Source organism: Allobosea sp. CRIB-10 (assembly GCF_900112185.1).
Taxonomy (GTDB): domain Bacteria; phylum Pseudomonadota; class Alphaproteobacteria; order Rhizobiales; family Beijerinckiaceae; genus Allobosea.
This window is the reverse complement of the sequence record NZ_FOKP01000018.1, coordinates 25,938-40,395: the sequence shown is the minus strand read 5'-3', so window position 1 is coordinate 40,395 and position 14,458 is coordinate 25,938. Positions and strand designations below refer to the sequence as shown.

The following is a 14,458-nucleotide window of genomic DNA, read 5'->3' as shown; positions in this document are numbered from 1 at the left end:
AGCGATGGATAAGGCGGACGAGGCCGATCGCGCCCTCATCGCCTTCGTCTCCGGCAGGATGCCGTTCGAGCGGCTCGTCGCGGCGCTGAAGAGCCTTGTCCTGGGCGACGGCACCGCGCTGCCGGTCCTGGCGCGGCTGGAAAGCTGGGCCAATGAAGGACGCCTGCCGTCCGATCTCGCATCGCTTCTCGCCGGCGAGCTCGGCGGCAATCCGGCGGCCGCTGTGCCGGAAGATGCCGGCCTCGACCCACCGACCGTCCCGCTGGCACCGCCGCGCCCGGCCGCGCCCGATCCGGCCGTCGCCCTGCCGCCGGCCGGCACGATCCGCGACAAGGTCGACGAGGTCGTCGTCAATGCGCTGATCGGCGATTTCGCCGGGTTGCGTGGCCGTAACCGTACGGGCGAAACCCGTTCTGACCCGATGCTGGACGCCCGCCTCGCCGATTTTCGCAGCCTGCGCTTTCGGCGCGATGCCAGCAATGCCGAGGCCGGTCGCGCCCGCCGCTTCGAGCTCGACCCGCGACGGGAGACACGCCAGATCGGCATCGGCGCCATGCTGAAGGACCGCTTCATCCTCGATGCCGAGATCGGCCGCGGCGGAATGGGAACGGTCTATCGCGCTGTCGACCGGCGCCGGCTCGAAGCGATGCGCCACCAGCCCTATGTCGCGCTGAAGCTGCTCGGCGGCGATTTCCGTCACCACCCCGAGGCGCTACGCACGATCGAGGCGGAGGCGCGCCGGGCGCAGGAACTCGCCCACCCGAACATCGTGACGATCCATGATTTCGAGCGCGATGGCGGCCATCTCTTCATCGTCATGGAACTGCTCGAAGGCGAGCCGCTCGATCAGCGCATCGCGCGCGCCGGCCAGACCGCCGTCGGCTGGGAGGAGGGCAGGGAGATCCTGGAAGGTCTCTGCGCCGGCCTCGCCCATGCCCATGCCCGCGGCGTCGTCCATGCCGACATCAAGCCGGCGAACGTGTTTATGGTCGCAGGCGGCGTGAAGCTGCTCGACTTCGGCATCGCCAGCGCAGCCCGTGACGGCGGTTTCGATCCGACCTCGCTCGGCGGGCTGACCATGGCCTATGCCAGCCCGCAGATGATCGAAACGGCCGAGCGCCGGAGGGATGACGACGTCTATGCGCTCGGCTGCATCACCTATGAATTGCTCGTGGGGAGACACCCCTTCGACGGCAAGGCAGCGATCGAGGCCCGCGAACGGAGCCTGTCGCCGGCGAGGCCCGTCGATGTCGAGGACAAGGTCTGGCGGGCGGTGACGGCAGCGCTCGCCTTCGAGCGCGAGCAGCGTCCAGCCGATGCCGCAGGCTTTGCGAAAGCGCTCTTCGGCTGAGCAGTCCTAGAGCATTTTCTTCACGCGAACCGGTGTCCACTTCGCTCGAAAATGCTCTAGCGCTCGCTGCTGTCGACCAGGGCCGTGATTGCGACAATGCCGTCGGCATAGGCCGATGTCGGCGCGAGCAGCGAGAACAGCCCGCCGCTGCCTAGCCGGACCATGTCCTCGCTGAGCGGCAGCACGGCCGCGACCGGCACGCGATAGGTGCTGGCGATCCGGTCGGAGAGCTGACGGAAGTCGAGCGAGGGCAGCACCTTGTTGACGATCAGCAGGAGCTGCGGCACGCCGAGCCGGCGGGCGAGGTCCAGGGTGACGGCGGTGCCCTGATAGTCCTGATGGTCGGGCCGCAGCACCAAGAGCAGCGTGTCGGAGATCGCGATCGAGAGCAGCGTCTCCTCGTTGACGCCGGGATGGGTATCGATCAGCAGGTAGTCGAGCGCCAGCGCCCGCGCCAGCTCCTGGAAGCCGTCATTCAGCAGGTTGACGTCGTAGCCTTCCTTGATGACGCGGGCGATTTCGCCGGGCCGCACGCTCGACGGGACCAGCATGACGGCGCCGCCCGGCGTAGCTCCGGTCGTCTCGGCGATCCGCCCGGTGACATCATGAGCGGCCTCCTCGATGCGGCAGCGGCCCCAGAGATAGTCGTTGAGCGTATAGCGCAGCCGGTCCGGTTCCAGCCCGAACAGGACGTGGATGCCGGGCGACTGGATGTCGGTGTCGACGATGGCGACGCGCCGCCCGCGCAACGCCAGCTGGGCAGCGATATTGGCGGTCGTGTTGGATTTGCCGGTGCCGCCCCGGTAGGAATGCGTCGAGACGATGATGGTCATGCCTGCTCGCCTCGATCCGGGCCGGCGGTGCCATGGCGCTGCCGCATCGCCTGGGCCCGCTCCTGCAGCGCCTTGAAATAGTCGGTCTCGACGATGGCTTCGACCTCGCGCTCCTTGCGCGTCAGGTCGATCTCGATGGCGAGACGCTGCACCTGCGTCTTCAGGTCGGCGTTCTCGCTGGCGATGTTGCGGTTGGCATCCTCGAGCCGGCGATTGGCCTCCTTGAGCTCGGCCAGCATCTCGCCGAGGCGGAATTCGCGCGCCTCGATCTGCACGGCCATGCTGCCGAAGGCCTCGGCCAGCTCGCGCACCGTTTCGGGCGCATCGACGTCGGCGGTCATGGCGAACAGGCTGTCGATATTGTCGTAGTCGCCGCGCGCGAGCTCGCCGCAGAGATCGCGCAGGCGCCGGGCGAAGAGGTCGGGGGAGGCGAGGCTGTGGGCATCCATGGCAGGCACAGTAAGGGGACATCAATGACAGAAAGAGGAAGGCGCGGTTGCCCTACGGCAGTGTCAACGTAGTTTCGCAATCGGGCCCTAGCGTCACAGGCGAATGACAACCGCCGATCGAAGGGCGTTGAATGCTGGCGCGCGGTATCCATGTCGTCCTTCGCAGCGACACGCACGAAATCCGGCGCCTCGCCGATGCGATCGAGTATCTCGCCGACTCGCTGCAGCTGCCGCAGCCGATGATCTTCAAGCTCAACCTCGCCCTGGACGAGCTGATCACCAACGTTATCGCTTACGGCTATGCCGAGCAGAAGGATGGCGTCATCGACATCGAGATGCGCCGCCATGACGACCGCGTCGTGGTGAGGCTGATCGACAGCGCCGCCGCCTTCGACCCGCTCTCGGTGACCGAGCCAGACACGGCCGCCGCGCTGGAGGACCGCAAGATCGGCGGCCTCGGCATCCATTTCGTCCGCACGCTGATCGACGAGGTCGACTATCGCCGCGACGACGATCGCAACGTCATCACGCTGACGCTTCTCTTGCCGCCGGAGCCGGTGACGGCGAGCGGCGCCCACCCCTGAACGAACACTTCCGGCCTCATCCGCCGCCACAGGAGAGCAACGGCTCATGATGGAGTCGCAGACCATCGGCGAGATGCGCGTCCTGTCGCTCAAGGGGCGGCTCGACAGCATCAACGCGGCCGAGACCGAGGCCGCGATCGTGGCCGAGATCAAGGACGGTGCCACGCGCCTCGTGCTCGACTGCTCGGGGCTGACTTACGTCTCCAGCGCCGGCCTGCGCGTCTTCCTCGTCGTCGCCAAGCGCATGCGCGAGATCGGCGGCAAGGTCGTCCTCGCCGGCCTTGCGCCTTCGGTGAAGGAGGTCTTCGCGATCAGCGGCTTCCTGCAGATCCTCACGGTCTGCGAGAGTCGCGACGATGCGCTCGCAATGTTCGAGCAAGAGGCTTCGCGATAGGGCCTGTGCGCAGGCCGGCGCAGGGCCTGAACTGTCGGAGCCAAACCTGCCAGCGATCAACCTGCCCAAGCGCGCCGCTTGGCTGCGCGCGAATGGATCGTCTCAAAACGGCACGTCAAGACCGTAGCATTCGCCGAAACTCGTCGACCAGATGTCGGCGCTAAAGCGTATTCGCGACCGCTCCCAGCGCGCGCCGCGTCGCCTCGACCACGATATCGGCCTCCTCTCTCGTCAAGCACAGCGGCGGCGCGAAGCCGAGGATGTCTCCCTGCGGCATGGCGCGGGCGATGACGCCCTGTTCCAGCAAAGCGGCGGCGATGCGCGGGCCGACCTTTTCGGAAGGATCGAAAAAGATGCGGTCGTCCCTGTCGCGGACGAACTCGACCGCCGCCAGCAGGCCTTCGCCGCGGACCTCGCCGACATGGCGATGGCTGCCGACGGCATCCTTCAGCGCCGCATTGAAATACGCGCCGACCTCGCCGGCATTGCGCACGAGGTCGAGCTCGTCGACCAGTTCGAGATTGGCGACGCCGGCCGCCGCGCAGAGCGGATGCGAGGAATAGGTCCAGCCATGGCCGATCGGGCCGTATTCGTCCGAGCCCTGTTCCAGCACGCGCCAGAGTGTCTCCGAGACGATGACGCCGGAGAGCGGCGCATAGGCCGAGGTCAGACCCTTGGCGATGGTGATGAGATCGGGCTCGATGCCGTAATGGTCGGAGCCGAACATGCTGCCGAGGCGGCCGAACCCGGTGACGACCTCGTCGGCGATCAGCAGGATGTCGTATTTCCTGAGCACCGCCTGGATCTTCGCCCAGTAGCCGGCCGGCGGCGGCACGATGCCGCCGGTGCCGAGCGCCGGCTCGCCGATGAAGGCGGCGATCGTCTCCGGCCCCTCGGCCTGGATCAACTCCTCGAGCCTGTCGGCGCAATGCTGGGAGAACTGCTCCTCGCTCTGGCTGCGATCCTCGCGGCGGTAGTAATAGGGCGCCTGCGTGTGCAGGACCGGCGCCTTCGGCAGGTCGAACAGGTTGTGGAAGGCGGCAAGGCCGGTGAGACTGCCGGTCATCACGCCCGAGCCGTGATAGCCGCGCCAGCGCGAGATGATCTTCTTCTTCTCCGGCCGCTTCAGGACATTGTTGTAGTACCAGACCAGCTTGAGATTGGTCTCGTTGGCGTCCGAGCCTGACAGCCCGAAGAAGACCCGGCTCATGCCCTTGGGCGCGCGCTCCACCACCATCTTGGCGAGCCGGATCGATGGCTCCGAGCCATGGCCGACATAGGCGTGGTAATAGGGCAGCCTGGCCGCCTGCTCGGCGATCGCGTCGGTGATCGACTTGCGGCCATAGCCGACATTGACACAGTAGAGCCCGGCGAAGGCATCGAGGCTGCGCTTGCCGTCGCGGTCGACGATGTAGACGCCTTCGCCGCCGGCGATGATCCGGTTCGGCGTCTCGCCGCGGGCATGCTGGCCCATATGCGTCGAGGGATGGAAGAAGTGGTCGCGGTCCCAGGCGTCCAGTTCGTTGTCGGTGCGGGCGGGCTGGTCGAGCATGATGATGATCCTTCGCGAAAGCTGGAAACGGCGCCTCAGTTCAGGTCGAGGCAGACATATTTGAGGTCGGTGAAGGCCTCGAGGCCGTGGCGCGAGCCCTCGCGGCCGAGGCCGGACTGCTTCATGCCGCCGAACGGGATCGGCGCGCCGGTGATCTTGACGCGGTTGACCGCGACCATGCCGTAATCGAGCGCCCTGGCCAGGCGGGCTGCCCGGGCACCGTCGCGGGTGACGACATAGGCGACGAGGCCGTATTCGCTGTCATTGGCACGGTCGATGACCTCGTCCTCGCCGTCGAAGGGGGCGATGGCGGCGACCGGCGCGAAGGTCTCCTCGCGCATGATCAGTGCCTCCTCCGGCACGTCGGCGAGGACGGTCGGCGCCAGGAAGAGCGGGCCGGGCAGGGCGCGCTCCTGCGTCAGCCGTTTCGCGCCGCGCGTCAGTGCATCGCCGATCTGGGCTTCGGCCTTACGCTTCGCGGCCGCATGCATCAGCGGCCCGATTTCGACGCCGTCCTCCAGCCCGGCTCCGACCCGTAGCGCCGCGACCTTCTCGGTGAAGGCGGTGCAGAAGCGCTCGTAAAGGCCGCGCTGCACATAGAGCCGGTTGGCGGCGAGGCAATCCTGCCCGGAGGTCGCGAACTTGGCATCGATCGCGATCGCGACGGCGCGGTCGAGATCGGCATCGTCGAAGACGATCAGCGGGGCGTGGCCGCCGAGCTCCATCACCACGCGCTTGACGGTCGACGCCGCGTTGCGGGCGACGATCCGGCCGATCTCGGTCGAGCCGGTGAAGCTGACGGCCCGCACCCTCGTATCGGCGCAATAGGTCTCGGCGATCGGCGCGGCGTCGCCGGTGACGATGTTGAACACGCCGGCCGGCAGCCCGGCGCGGTCGGCGAGCTCGGCCAGCGCCAGCGCCGAGAGTGGGGTATGCGAGGAGGGGTGGGCGACGATCGTGCAGCCGGCGGCGAGCGCGGCGGCGGCCTTGCGCGTCAGCATGGCGGAGGGGAAGTTCCAGGGCGTCAGCAGGGCGGCGACGCCGACCGGCTCGCGCGACAGCGACATCTGCGCGCCCGGCAGATGGCTGGTCACGCCCTCGGCATTCACCCGCAGCGCTTCCTCGGCGTAATAGGCGATGAAGTCGGCGGCATAGGCGATCTCGCCGCGCGATTCCGCCAGCGGCTTGCCCTGTTCCAGCGTCATCAGCAGTGCGAGATCTTCAGCCGCCGCCAGCATCGCCGCATGCCAGCGCCGCAGCAGCACGGCGCGCTCCTGCGGCAGCAGCGCTTTCCAGGCAGGGAAGGCTGTGTGAGCGGCCTCGATCGCCTGCGTCGCTTCGCTTGCGCCGAGCGCGGCGACCTGTGCAACGAGGGCGCCCGTGGAAGGATCGGTCACAGGGAAGGTCTCGCCGTCGGGAGCGGCGGTCCAGCGGCCATCGATATAGGCGAGCTGCCGCAGCAGGCGGCGATCGGTCAGGCGGGAGAGTCCGGGATGCTCGGCAGGCTTGGCGATCGTGGTTTCGCGCCTTGCCGTGCTCGTCATTGCGGTCATGACCATCCTCCCTCGGTTGACGACGAGGCTAGGCGCAACACTGGCGAGACTGTCTTCGAAGTGCCGGCTCTGCACCGAGACAGTCTCGGAAGTTCGGGGTGGCGCCGATAGACTCTCGGCGCGACCTCAGCCCAGCACGGAGGCCAGGAATTCGCGGGTGCGCGGCTGCTCGGGGGCGCTGAAGATGCGTTCCGGTTCGCCCTGCTCGCAGATGCGGCCCTTGTCGAAGAAGCAGACCCGGTCGGAGACCTCGCGGGCGAAGCGCATCTCGTGGGTGACGAGCAGCATGGTGAGATCGTGCTCGCTGGCGAGGCCGCGGATGACCGAGAGCACCTCGCCGACGAGCTGCGGATCGAGCGCCGAGGTCGGCTCGTCGAAGAGCAGCACACGCGGGCGCATGGCGAGCGCGCGGGCGATGGCGACGCGCTGTTGCTGGCCGCCGGAGAGCTGCGCCGGGTAGTGGTCTTTCTTGTCGGCGAGCCCGACCATGGCCAGGAGATCGACCGCCCGGCATTCGGCCTCGCCGCGCGGCAGGCCGAGCACCCGCACCGGCGCCTCGACGACATTGCGCAGCACCGTCATGTGCGGAAACAGGTTGAAGCTCTGGAAGACCATGCCGACATGGCTGCGGATCTGGCGCAGATGCGCGTCCGAGGCCTTGAACGGCCCGCCGGCACTCGGCTCGTGATAGGGCATGCCGGCGAGCGTCAGTCGCCCCTCCTGGAATGGCTCCAGCGTCATCAGGATGCGCAGCACCGTCGACTTGCCCGAGCCGGACGGGCCGATCAGCGTGACTTTCTCGCCGCGGGCGACGCTGAAGTTGAAGTCGTCGAGCACGGTCAGCGCGCCGAAGCGCTTGGTCACGCCGGCGAACTCGATGATGGGCGCCTGAGTGGTCTCGGTCATCGCAGCGGGATCCCTGCTTTCGGCAGCGCCTTCTGCAGCCGGTGCAGGCCGGCCGAGCAGATCAGCGTGAGGAGGAGGAAGATCAGGCCGACCAGCGTCAGCGGCACGAGATATTCGAAGGTGCGCTCGCCGATCATGTTGGCGAGGCCCATCATCTCGAGCACGGTGACGACGGAGAGCACCGGCGTCTCCTTGATCATGGCGACGAGGTAGTTGCCCATCGCCGGCAGGATGCGCGGCACGATCTGCGGCACGACGATGTCGCGATAGGTCTGCAGCCGGGAAAGGTTCAGCGCGGTCGCCGCCTCCCATTGCCCGCGCGGCACGGCCTCGATGCCGCCGCGATAGACCTCGGAGGTGTAGGCCGAATATTGCAGCCCGAGCGCGAGCGCCCCGGTCAGGAAGGCCGGCAGCGTGATGCCGTAATCCGGCAGCACGTAATAGAGGAAGAAGAGCTGCACCAGCAGTGGGGTGTCACGCAGGAACTCGACGACGATGGCCGTCGTCCAGGAGACGGCGGTGTAACGGCTGCGCCGGAGCAGCGCGAAGACGAGGCCGAGCACCAGCGCGATCGCAAAGCCGGCGGCGGCCGCCTGCAGGGTCACGGTGAGGCCGATCAGGATGATCGGCAGGATTGAGGACGCGTAGGTCAGCGGCGTCGTCGTATCCCATTCGAAGCCGTACATCATGCGCGGCCCCTCACGAATGCGCCGCGCGCGGGAAGGCGGCGCCGCGCCGGACCAGCCGCTCGATCAGCCGCATGATCAGCATCAGCACCAGCGACATCGCGAAATAACCGACCAGCGTCAGGCTGTAGACGCCGGCGCTGTCGAGAGTGAGGTTGCGGATCGACTGCGCCCGGAAGGTCAGGTCGGCGATCGAGATCAGCGAGACCAGCGAGGACAGCTTCAGCGTCTCGATGGCGAGATTGCCGAAGGCCGGCATCATCTCGACCAGCGCCTGCGGCAGGGTGATGTGGAGCAGCGTCTGGGCCCGGCCGAAATTCAGCGCCCGCGCCGCCTCGTGCTGCTGGACGGAGACCGATTGCAGTGCGCCGCGGACGATCTCCGAGCCATAGGCGCCGACATGCAGCGAGAGGACGAGGATGCCGGTGGCGACCGGCTCGAAGCTGATCCCGACGAGCGGCAGGGCATAGTAGAACCAGAACAGCTGGACGAGCAGCGACGTCCCGCGGAAGAGCTCGGTGTAGCAGAGCGCGACCAGCGAGAGCGCGCGCCCGCCCTCGACGCGGGCGATGCCGGCCGCGAAGGCCGCGACGGCGCCGATCGCGATCGCCGACAAGGTGATGCCGGCGGTGATCAGGGCACCGCGCGATAGCGCAGGCAGATAGGACAGCCACTCCATCCGGCAGGCTCCGCGACGAGGTTGAACAGGCGTGGAGCTCCGCCCGCCGCCGAGGCGGGCGGAACGATGTCGATCAGAAACTCATTTGCCGGCGCAGAGGTCCTCGACCTTGCGCTCGGCCGCCGCCTTGATGCTGGCGTCCGACAGCCCGTAAGTGCCAAGGATCTTCTTGTAGTCCTCGGTCTTGCGGAACTCGACCAACGCGGCGTTGAAGGCGTCGCGCAGCTCCTTGTCCTCGGGTCGGAAGGCGAAGCCGCCGAAATTGCGGACCGGCTTGCCGTTGACCACAGGATCGGTGAAGGGCGCGACCTGCTCGACATTGGCCTGGCCCTTGGCGAGCGAGGCGACGGTGAGCTCGGTCGCGGCATAGGCGTCGGCGCGGCTCTGCACGGTGGCGAGCGCGTCGGCATTGGCCTTGATGAACACCACCTGGCTGTCCTTGACGCCGACGGCGCGCAGGAAGTCGATATTGTTGGCGCCGGAGACGACCGCGACCTTGAGCGACGGGTCCTTGGCGATGTCGGCATAGGTCGTCAGCTTCTTCGGGTTGCCCTTCTTCACCAGCAGGCCCTCGCCATAAGAGGAATTCGGCTCGGTGAAGGAGACCTGCTTGCAGCGCTCGGGCGAGATGTTCTGCTCGGCGGCGACGAAATCGAAGCGCTTGGCCTTGAGGCCGGGGATCAGCGTGCCGAACGGCGTCACCGTCCAGTTCGCCTCGGCGACGCCGAGCTTCTTCAGCACGGCATTGGCGACGTCGGGACCGATGCCGGCCGAGGTGCCGTCATCCTTCATGTAGGAATAGGGCACCTCATTGGCGGTGGCGACGCGGATATAGCCCTGGTCCTTGACGTCCTTGAGCGTGGTGGCGCCGGCGGCGGCGAGGCCGGCGGCGAGAGCAATGGCGGAGAGACCCGCGATCTTGAGAAACGGCATCTGCAATTCTCCTCTGGTTGATGTTTCTCCGCATGCCGATTGCTTCGGCTTCTCTGGCGTCCGAGAGCCGGATCCGATCAAATTGGGGATCAATCTGATCGGTGAATCCGTCTCTCCCACTAGGTTCGGAGACCGTTTTGCCGATCAGCTTGCACGCTGATCGAAACGGGCTCCTGCGCCGGCGGTTGGCTTGGGCCGGTCGCCCGGCCGAACGGGTCAGGGCGCCTCCCTCAGCACGGCGAGCACCGAGAGGCAGTCGCCAGCCTTGATCAGGCCGGGGACGTGGCGGGCGGCGAGGACGCCGTCCATGGCGGCCTGGTACTCGGCCGGGGCGAGGCCGGTCTTTCCGACCGGATAGACCCGGGCGATGACCTCGCCGGCGCGCACCGGCTCGCCGAGGTCGTGCTCGAAAACGATCAGCCCGTCATCTTCCGCGAAGGTGAAGCAATCGGCCGAGGGCATGTCGAGCCAGCTTGTCGGCGCCGTCTCGGGCGTGCCGGCGAGGATGCCGGCATGCCTCAGCAGATTGCTGGCGCCGCGCCGGGCGATGCCGATGCTGCGCGCGCTCGCGGTTCCGGCGCCGCCGAGCTCGGTCGTGACGAAGACCTTGCCCATTGCCTCGACGGTGGTGTCGAGCATGCCGACGGCGTCGATCTCCAGCATCTTCATCGCGTAGGGCGCGGAGAAGGCGGCGACCGCCGCAAAGCAGCGCGCCTCCTGCGCCTTGTCCGGCAATTCATGCGCGGCGGCATAGGGCAGGAAGTCGAGTGTCTTTCCGCCGGAATGGAAGTCGAGCACGATGTCGGCCAGCTGGACGAGATGGCGCGTGACGTAGTCGGCGATCTTCTCGGTGACATTGCCGTCCGGCCGACCCGGAAAGCTGCGATTCATATTGCCCTTGTCGATCGGCGAGGTGCGCGTGCCCGCCCGGAAGGCCGGATAGTTCAGCGCCGGCAGGATGATCACCCGGCCGGAGATCTCGGCCGGATCGAGCGTTCGCGCCAGCTCGAAGAGCGCCGCCGGCCCCTCATACTCATCGCCATGGTTCGCACCGGTCAGCAGCGCCGTCGGCCCGTCGCCGTTTGCGATCACGCAGATCGGGATCATCACCGAGCCCCAGGCGCTGTCGTCGCGGCTATAGGGCAGGCGCAGATGGCCGTGCTGGATGCCCTGTGCCGAGAGGTCGATCGTCGGCGTCACTGGCGAGGGGCGGGGCGAAGCGGTCAGCATCGCGGTCAAGCCTTGACGAAGAGCTGGCGCGGCACGTTCGACAGGCATTCGACGCCGGTCTCGGTGATCGCGATGCTTTCGGTGATTTCGAGGCCCATTTCCTCGAGCCAGAGGCCGGTCATGAAATGGAAGGTCATGCCGGGCCTGAGCTCGGTCCGGTCGCCTGGCCTGAGACTCATGGTGCGCTCGCCCCAATCGGGCGGATAGCTGAGGCCGATCGGATAGCCGGTGCGGTTGTCCTTGATTATCCCGTACTTTTTCAGCACTGCGAAGAAGGCGTTGGCGATGTCCTCGCAGGTATTGCCCGGTTTTGCCGCGGCGAGCCCGGCCTCCATGCCTTCGAGCGTCGCCTTCTCGGCGTCGAGGAAGGCCTGCGTCGGCTTGCCCAGGAAGACGGTGCGCGAAAGCGGGCAATGATAGCGCCTGTAGGCGCCAGCGATCTCGAAGAAGGTGCCTTCGCTGAGGCGCATCGGCTTGTCGTCCCAGGTCAGATGCGGAGCGGAGGCATCGGCGCCCGAGGGCAGCAGCGGCACGATCGCCGGATAATCGCCGCCAAACTCGGCCGTGCCGCGTATGCCGGCATCGTAGATCTCGGCGACGAGGTCGCATTTGCGCATGCCGGGACGGGCGACCTCGACGATGCGCTGGTGCATCAATTCGACGATGCGGCCGGCCTTTCGCATATAATCGAGCTCGGTTGCGCTCTTGACCGCGCGCTGCCAGTTCACCAGCCCGCCGGCATCCTTGAAGCGGGCGTTCGGCAGATGTGTCTGCAGCGAGGCGAAGGCTGCCGCCGAGAAGTAGTAATTGTCCATCTCGACCGCGATCGTGAGCTTGTCCCAGCCGCGCTCGGCGATGATCTGCGCCAGCAGATCCATCGGATGGCGCTCGGTCGACTGAACATAATGGTCGGGATAGCCGATGATGTTGTCATGGCCGATGTAAGCGGTTCGCTTCGCGCCGTTCGCATCCTGCTTGCGGCCATACCAGATCGGCTCGCCGGTCGGCGGCACCAGCACGCATTGATGGACGTAGAACGACCAGCCGTCATAGCCGGTGAGCCAGTGCATGTTCGAGGGGTCGGTGACGACCATCAGCTCGACGCCGGCACGCTCCATGGCGGCGCGCGTCCTGGCGAGGCGCTCGGCGTACTCTTCGCGAGTGAAGTTCAGGGTCACGGTCACGCGGCGTCTCCCGCTTCGGCTTTGGTGTCGATGGTCTGCCCGGCACCGGCGGTGCGGGCGCGGGCGGCGGCGAGATTGGCGATCGCAGTGTCCTGCACCCCGGTGCCGGTCAGGTCGGCCAGGGTGATCTCGTCGGCTTTCGTTCGGCCGGGGCGCTGGCCGGCGATGACCTCGCCGAGCTCGGCGAAAGCCTGATCGGCCGTGGCGAAGCCGGCGCGGATCGCATGGGTGAACTCGCCGAGCCGCCTTGTCTGGCTGAGCCGGTCGGCGACATAGGTGGCGCAGGTGAAGACGGCGGGATCGATCTCGTTCTTGTGCTCGCTGTCCGAGCCCATCGCGGTGACGTGCTGGCCGGGCTCGAGCCAGTCCGCCATCAGGATAGGCCGCTCGGCCGGCGTCGTGGTGACGATGACATCGGCGCCGCGCACAGCGGTCTGGGGATCGGCCGCCGCGGTGACAGGAAAGCCGAGCTTGCGGGAGAGTTCGCTCGCGGCCTCACCGGCCTTCTGTGCATCGCGCGCCCAGATCCGCGCCTCGCGGATCGGCCGCACCAGCGCCAGCGCTTCGAGCTGCAGCCTCGCCTGCATGCCGGCGCCGAAGATCGCGGCGACCGCGGCATCCGGCCGGGCGAGGTGGCGCGCCGCGACGGCTCCGGCGGCGGCCGTCCTGACATCGGTGAGATAGCCATTGTCGAGGAGCAGTGCCTCGACCAACCCGGTCCGGGCGCTGAACAGGATCATCAGCCCGTTCAGGCTGGGCAGGCCGAGCTTGGGATTGTCGAAGAAGCCCGGACTGACCTTGATCGCGAAACCGTCGAGGCCTGGCACATAGGCCGTCTTCACATCGACCTCGCCACGATGCTCGGGAATGTCGAGCCGCAGGATCGGCGGCATCGCCACGGGCTTGGTCGCGAGTGCTGCGAAGGCCTCCTCGACACAGTCGATCGCGCTCAGGTCGAGCCCGACGATGCGGCGCAGTTCCGCTTCGGTGAGGACGAGCATGCGGCTCATGCATTGGCTCCGGAGACGATGCGCCGGTGCGCGGCCTCGTCGATGTTGCGGCCGGAGACGATCAGCACCGTCGGGCCAGACGGATTAACCTTGCCGGCGAGCAGGGCGGCGATACCGACCGCGCCGGCGCCTTCGACGATTTCGTTCTCGACGAGCGCGGCATGGCGGATGCCGGCGGCGATCTCGGCCTCGCTGAGCAGCACGACCTCGTCGATCAGGTCGCGGCACAGCGCGAAGGTGACGCGGTTGGAGAGGCCGATGCCGCCGCCGAGCGAATCCGCCAGCGTTTCCTCTTCGACCACCGCGACGGGCCGGCCGGCCGCGATCGCCGCGGCCATGGCAGCGCCCCTCTCCATCGAGATGCCGATGATCGTCGCGGAGGGCCGCAGGGCCTTGACCGCGACCGCTATGCCGGCCGCGAGGCCGCCGCCCGAGAGTGGGATCAGCACGCAGGCGAGTTTCGGCAGGTCCTCGATCAGTTCAAGACTGATCGTGCCCTGGCCGGCGACGACGTCGGGATCATCGAAGGGCGGAATCTGGATGAGCCCGCGCTCGGCGACCAGCCGCGCGACCTCGACCTGCGCATCGTCCTGCGACCGGCCGACGATGCGGACCTCCGCGCCGAGCGAACGGATCGCCTCGACCTTGTTCGCGGGGACCAGGGCGGACATGCAGATGGTGGCGGCAAGGCCGAGCTCGCGGGCGGCGTAGGCGACGGCGCGGCCATGATTGCCGGTCGACGCGGTCACCAGCCCGCGCCGGCGCTGGCCCTCGGTCAGCGCCAGCACCGCATTCATCGCGCCGCGCAGCTTGAAGGCGCCCATCGGCTGGCGGGTTTCGAGCTTGAGATGGACGGGCTGACCGCAGAGGCGGCTCAGGGAAGGGGAGGTGACGAGCGGCGTGCGAACCACCCGGCCGGCGATGCGCGCCGCGGCAGCCCTGACATCGTGCAGGGCTACAGAGGCGGGCGTGGCCGACTCCTCTGCTTCAGCAGTTAAAAGACGCGGTTTGATCACCGTCATGTCTCCCTCGCTTGTCATGCTGCGAGGGAGAAAATTTCATGTCAATTATTATATTGTCATGATTCAATTATGCTGATCTTGCACCGCAGGCG

General features: G+C 67.4%; 15 protein-coding genes. 3 read left to right on the top strand and 12 right to left on the bottom strand.

Annotated elements, in window-relative coordinates; translation table 11 throughout:
* The first annotated feature begins 4 nt into the window (after positions 1–4).
* The gene (locus BMZ69_RS20630; protein WP_092160185.1) at positions 5–1,351 is read left to right on the top strand and encodes a serine/threonine-protein kinase; all 1,347 of its coding nucleotides are present in this window, start codon (positions 5–7) and stop codon (positions 1,349–1,351) included.
* 56 nt (positions 1,352–1,407) lie between these two features.
* Here BMZ69_RS20630 and BMZ69_RS20625 read toward each other — a convergent pair whose 3' ends face one another.
* Positions 1,408–2,184, bottom strand: coding sequence for a MinD/ParA family ATP-binding protein (locus BMZ69_RS20625; RefSeq protein WP_092160182.1), 777 nt, complete (start codon positions 2,182–2,184; stop codon positions 1,408–1,410).
* Positions 2,181–2,633, bottom strand: coding sequence for a hypothetical protein (locus BMZ69_RS20620; protein WP_092160180.1), 453 nt, complete (start codon positions 2,631–2,633; stop codon positions 2,181–2,183). Before BMZ69_RS20620 ends, BMZ69_RS20625 begins: the two co-directional genes overlap by 4 nt.
* A 131-nt stretch (positions 2,634–2,764) precedes the next feature.
* Here BMZ69_RS20620 and BMZ69_RS20615 point away from each other — a divergent pair, with 131 nt between their 5' ends.
* On the top strand, positions 2,765–3,217 hold the full coding sequence (locus tag BMZ69_RS20615; RefSeq protein ID WP_092160177.1) for an ATP-binding protein: 453 nt from the start codon (positions 2,765–2,767) through the stop codon (positions 3,215–3,217).
* Positions 3,218–3,263: 46 nt separating this feature from the next.
* A complete protein-coding gene (locus BMZ69_RS20610; RefSeq protein ID WP_092160175.1) occupies positions 3,264–3,611 on the top strand; it encodes an STAS domain-containing protein in 348 nt (115 codons plus the stop codon).
* Between the two features lie 160 nt (positions 3,612–3,771).
* Here the strand turns inward: BMZ69_RS20610 and BMZ69_RS20605 are convergent, their stop codons facing one another.
* The 10 genes from BMZ69_RS20605 to eutB form a co-directional block, all read right to left on the bottom strand.
* Positions 3,772–5,163, bottom strand: a complete 1,392-nt coding sequence (locus BMZ69_RS20605) for an aspartate aminotransferase family protein (protein WP_092160173.1) — start codon at positions 5,161–5,163, stop codon at positions 3,772–3,774.
* A gap of 35 nt (positions 5,164–5,198) precedes the next feature.
* The gene (locus BMZ69_RS20600; protein WP_175506916.1) at positions 5,199–6,707 is read right to left on the bottom strand and encodes an NAD-dependent succinate-semialdehyde dehydrogenase; all 1,509 of its coding nucleotides are present in this window, start codon (positions 6,705–6,707) and stop codon (positions 5,199–5,201) included.
* Positions 6,708–6,842: 135 nt separating this feature from the next.
* On the bottom strand, positions 6,843–7,622 hold the full coding sequence (gene ehuA, locus BMZ69_RS20595; RefSeq protein ID WP_092160169.1) for an ectoine/hydroxyectoine ABC transporter ATP-binding protein EhuA: 780 nt from the start codon (positions 7,620–7,622) through the stop codon (positions 6,843–6,845).
* Entirely contained in the window at positions 7,619–8,311 is a 693-nt protein-coding gene (gene ehuD, locus BMZ69_RS20590) for an ectoine/hydroxyectoine ABC transporter permease subunit EhuD (RefSeq protein WP_092160167.1), read from the bottom strand. Before ehuD ends, ehuA begins: the two co-directional genes overlap by 4 nt.
* 10 nt (positions 8,312–8,321) lie before the next feature.
* Complete coding sequence (ehuC, locus tag BMZ69_RS20585; protein WP_092160165.1) at positions 8,322–8,987, bottom strand: ectoine/hydroxyectoine ABC transporter permease subunit EhuC; 666 nt, start codon at positions 8,985–8,987, stop codon at positions 8,322–8,324.
* An 81-nt stretch (positions 8,988–9,068) separates the two neighbouring features.
* Entirely contained in the window at positions 9,069–9,920 is an 852-nt protein-coding gene (gene ehuB, locus BMZ69_RS20580) for an ectoine/hydroxyectoine ABC transporter substrate-binding protein EhuB (protein ID WP_092160163.1), read from the bottom strand.
* Between the two features lie 216 nt (positions 9,921–10,136).
* Entirely contained in the window at positions 10,137–11,150 is a 1,014-nt protein-coding gene (gene doeB / locus BMZ69_RS20575) for a N(2)-acetyl-L-2,4-diaminobutanoate deacetylase DoeB (RefSeq protein WP_092160161.1), read from the bottom strand.
* Between the two features lie 5 nt (positions 11,151–11,155).
* Positions 11,156–12,334 (bottom strand): ectoine hydrolase DoeA, encoded by a 1,179-nt coding sequence (doeA, locus tag BMZ69_RS20570; RefSeq protein ID WP_092160159.1) that lies wholly within the window; start codon positions 12,332–12,334, stop codon positions 11,156–11,158.
* Positions 12,331–13,344 (bottom strand): ectoine utilization protein EutC, encoded by a 1,014-nt coding sequence (gene eutC, locus BMZ69_RS20565; protein WP_092160157.1) that lies wholly within the window; start codon positions 13,342–13,344, stop codon positions 12,331–12,333. Before eutC ends, doeA begins: the two co-directional genes overlap by 4 nt.
* The gene (gene eutB / locus BMZ69_RS20560; RefSeq protein ID WP_092160155.1) at positions 13,341–14,366 is read right to left on the bottom strand and encodes a hydroxyectoine utilization dehydratase EutB; all 1,026 of its coding nucleotides are present in this window, start codon (positions 14,364–14,366) and stop codon (positions 13,341–13,343) included. Before eutB ends, eutC begins: the two co-directional genes overlap by 4 nt.
* Positions 14,367–14,458: the final 92 nt, after the last annotated feature.

What these genes read in the sequence shown, in the direction of transcription:
- BMZ69_RS20630 (WP_092160185.1), top strand. Translation starts at nt 5, where the DNA reads ATGGATAAGGCGGACGAGGCCGATCGCGCCCTCATCGCCTTCGTCTCC.
- BMZ69_RS20625 (WP_092160182.1), bottom strand. Translation starts at nt 2,184, where the DNA reads ATGACCATCATCGTCTCGACGCATTCCTACCGGGGCGGCACCGGCAAA.
- BMZ69_RS20620 (WP_092160180.1), bottom strand. Translation starts at nt 2,633, where the DNA reads ATGGATGCCCACAGCCTCGCCTCCCCCGACCTCTTCGCCCGGCGCCTG.
- BMZ69_RS20615 (WP_092160177.1), top strand. Translation starts at nt 2,765, where the DNA reads ATGCTGGCGCGCGGTATCCATGTCGTCCTTCGCAGCGACACGCACGAA.
- BMZ69_RS20610 (WP_092160175.1), top strand. Translation starts at nt 3,264, where the DNA reads ATGATGGAGTCGCAGACCATCGGCGAGATGCGCGTCCTGTCGCTCAAG.
- BMZ69_RS20605 (WP_092160173.1), bottom strand. Translation starts at nt 5,163, where the DNA reads ATGCTCGACCAGCCCGCCCGCACCGACAACGAACTGGACGCCTGGGAC.
- BMZ69_RS20600 (WP_175506916.1), bottom strand. Translation starts at nt 6,707, where the DNA reads ATGACGAGCACGGCAAGGCGCGAAACCACGATCGCCAAGCCTGCCGAG.
- ehuA (WP_092160169.1), bottom strand. Translation starts at nt 7,622, where the DNA reads ATGACCGAGACCACTCAGGCGCCCATCATCGAGTTCGCCGGCGTGACC.
- ehuD (WP_092160167.1), bottom strand. Translation starts at nt 8,311, where the DNA reads ATGATGTACGGCTTCGAATGGGATACGACGACGCCGCTGACCTACGCG.
- ehuC (WP_092160165.1), bottom strand. Translation starts at nt 8,987, where the DNA reads ATGGAGTGGCTGTCCTATCTGCCTGCGCTATCGCGCGGTGCCCTGATC.
- ehuB (WP_092160163.1), bottom strand. Translation starts at nt 9,920, where the DNA reads ATGCCGTTTCTCAAGATCGCGGGTCTCTCCGCCATTGCTCTCGCCGCC.
- doeB (WP_092160161.1), bottom strand. Translation starts at nt 11,150, where the DNA reads ATGCTGACCGCTTCGCCCCGCCCCTCGCCAGTGACGCCGACGATCGAC.
- eutC (WP_092160157.1), bottom strand. Translation starts at nt 13,344, where the DNA reads ATGAGCCGCATGCTCGTCCTCACCGAAGCGGAACTGCGCCGCATCGTC.
- eutB (WP_092160155.1), bottom strand. Translation starts at nt 14,366, where the DNA reads ATGACGGTGATCAAACCGCGTCTTTTAACTGCTGAAGCAGAGGAGTCG.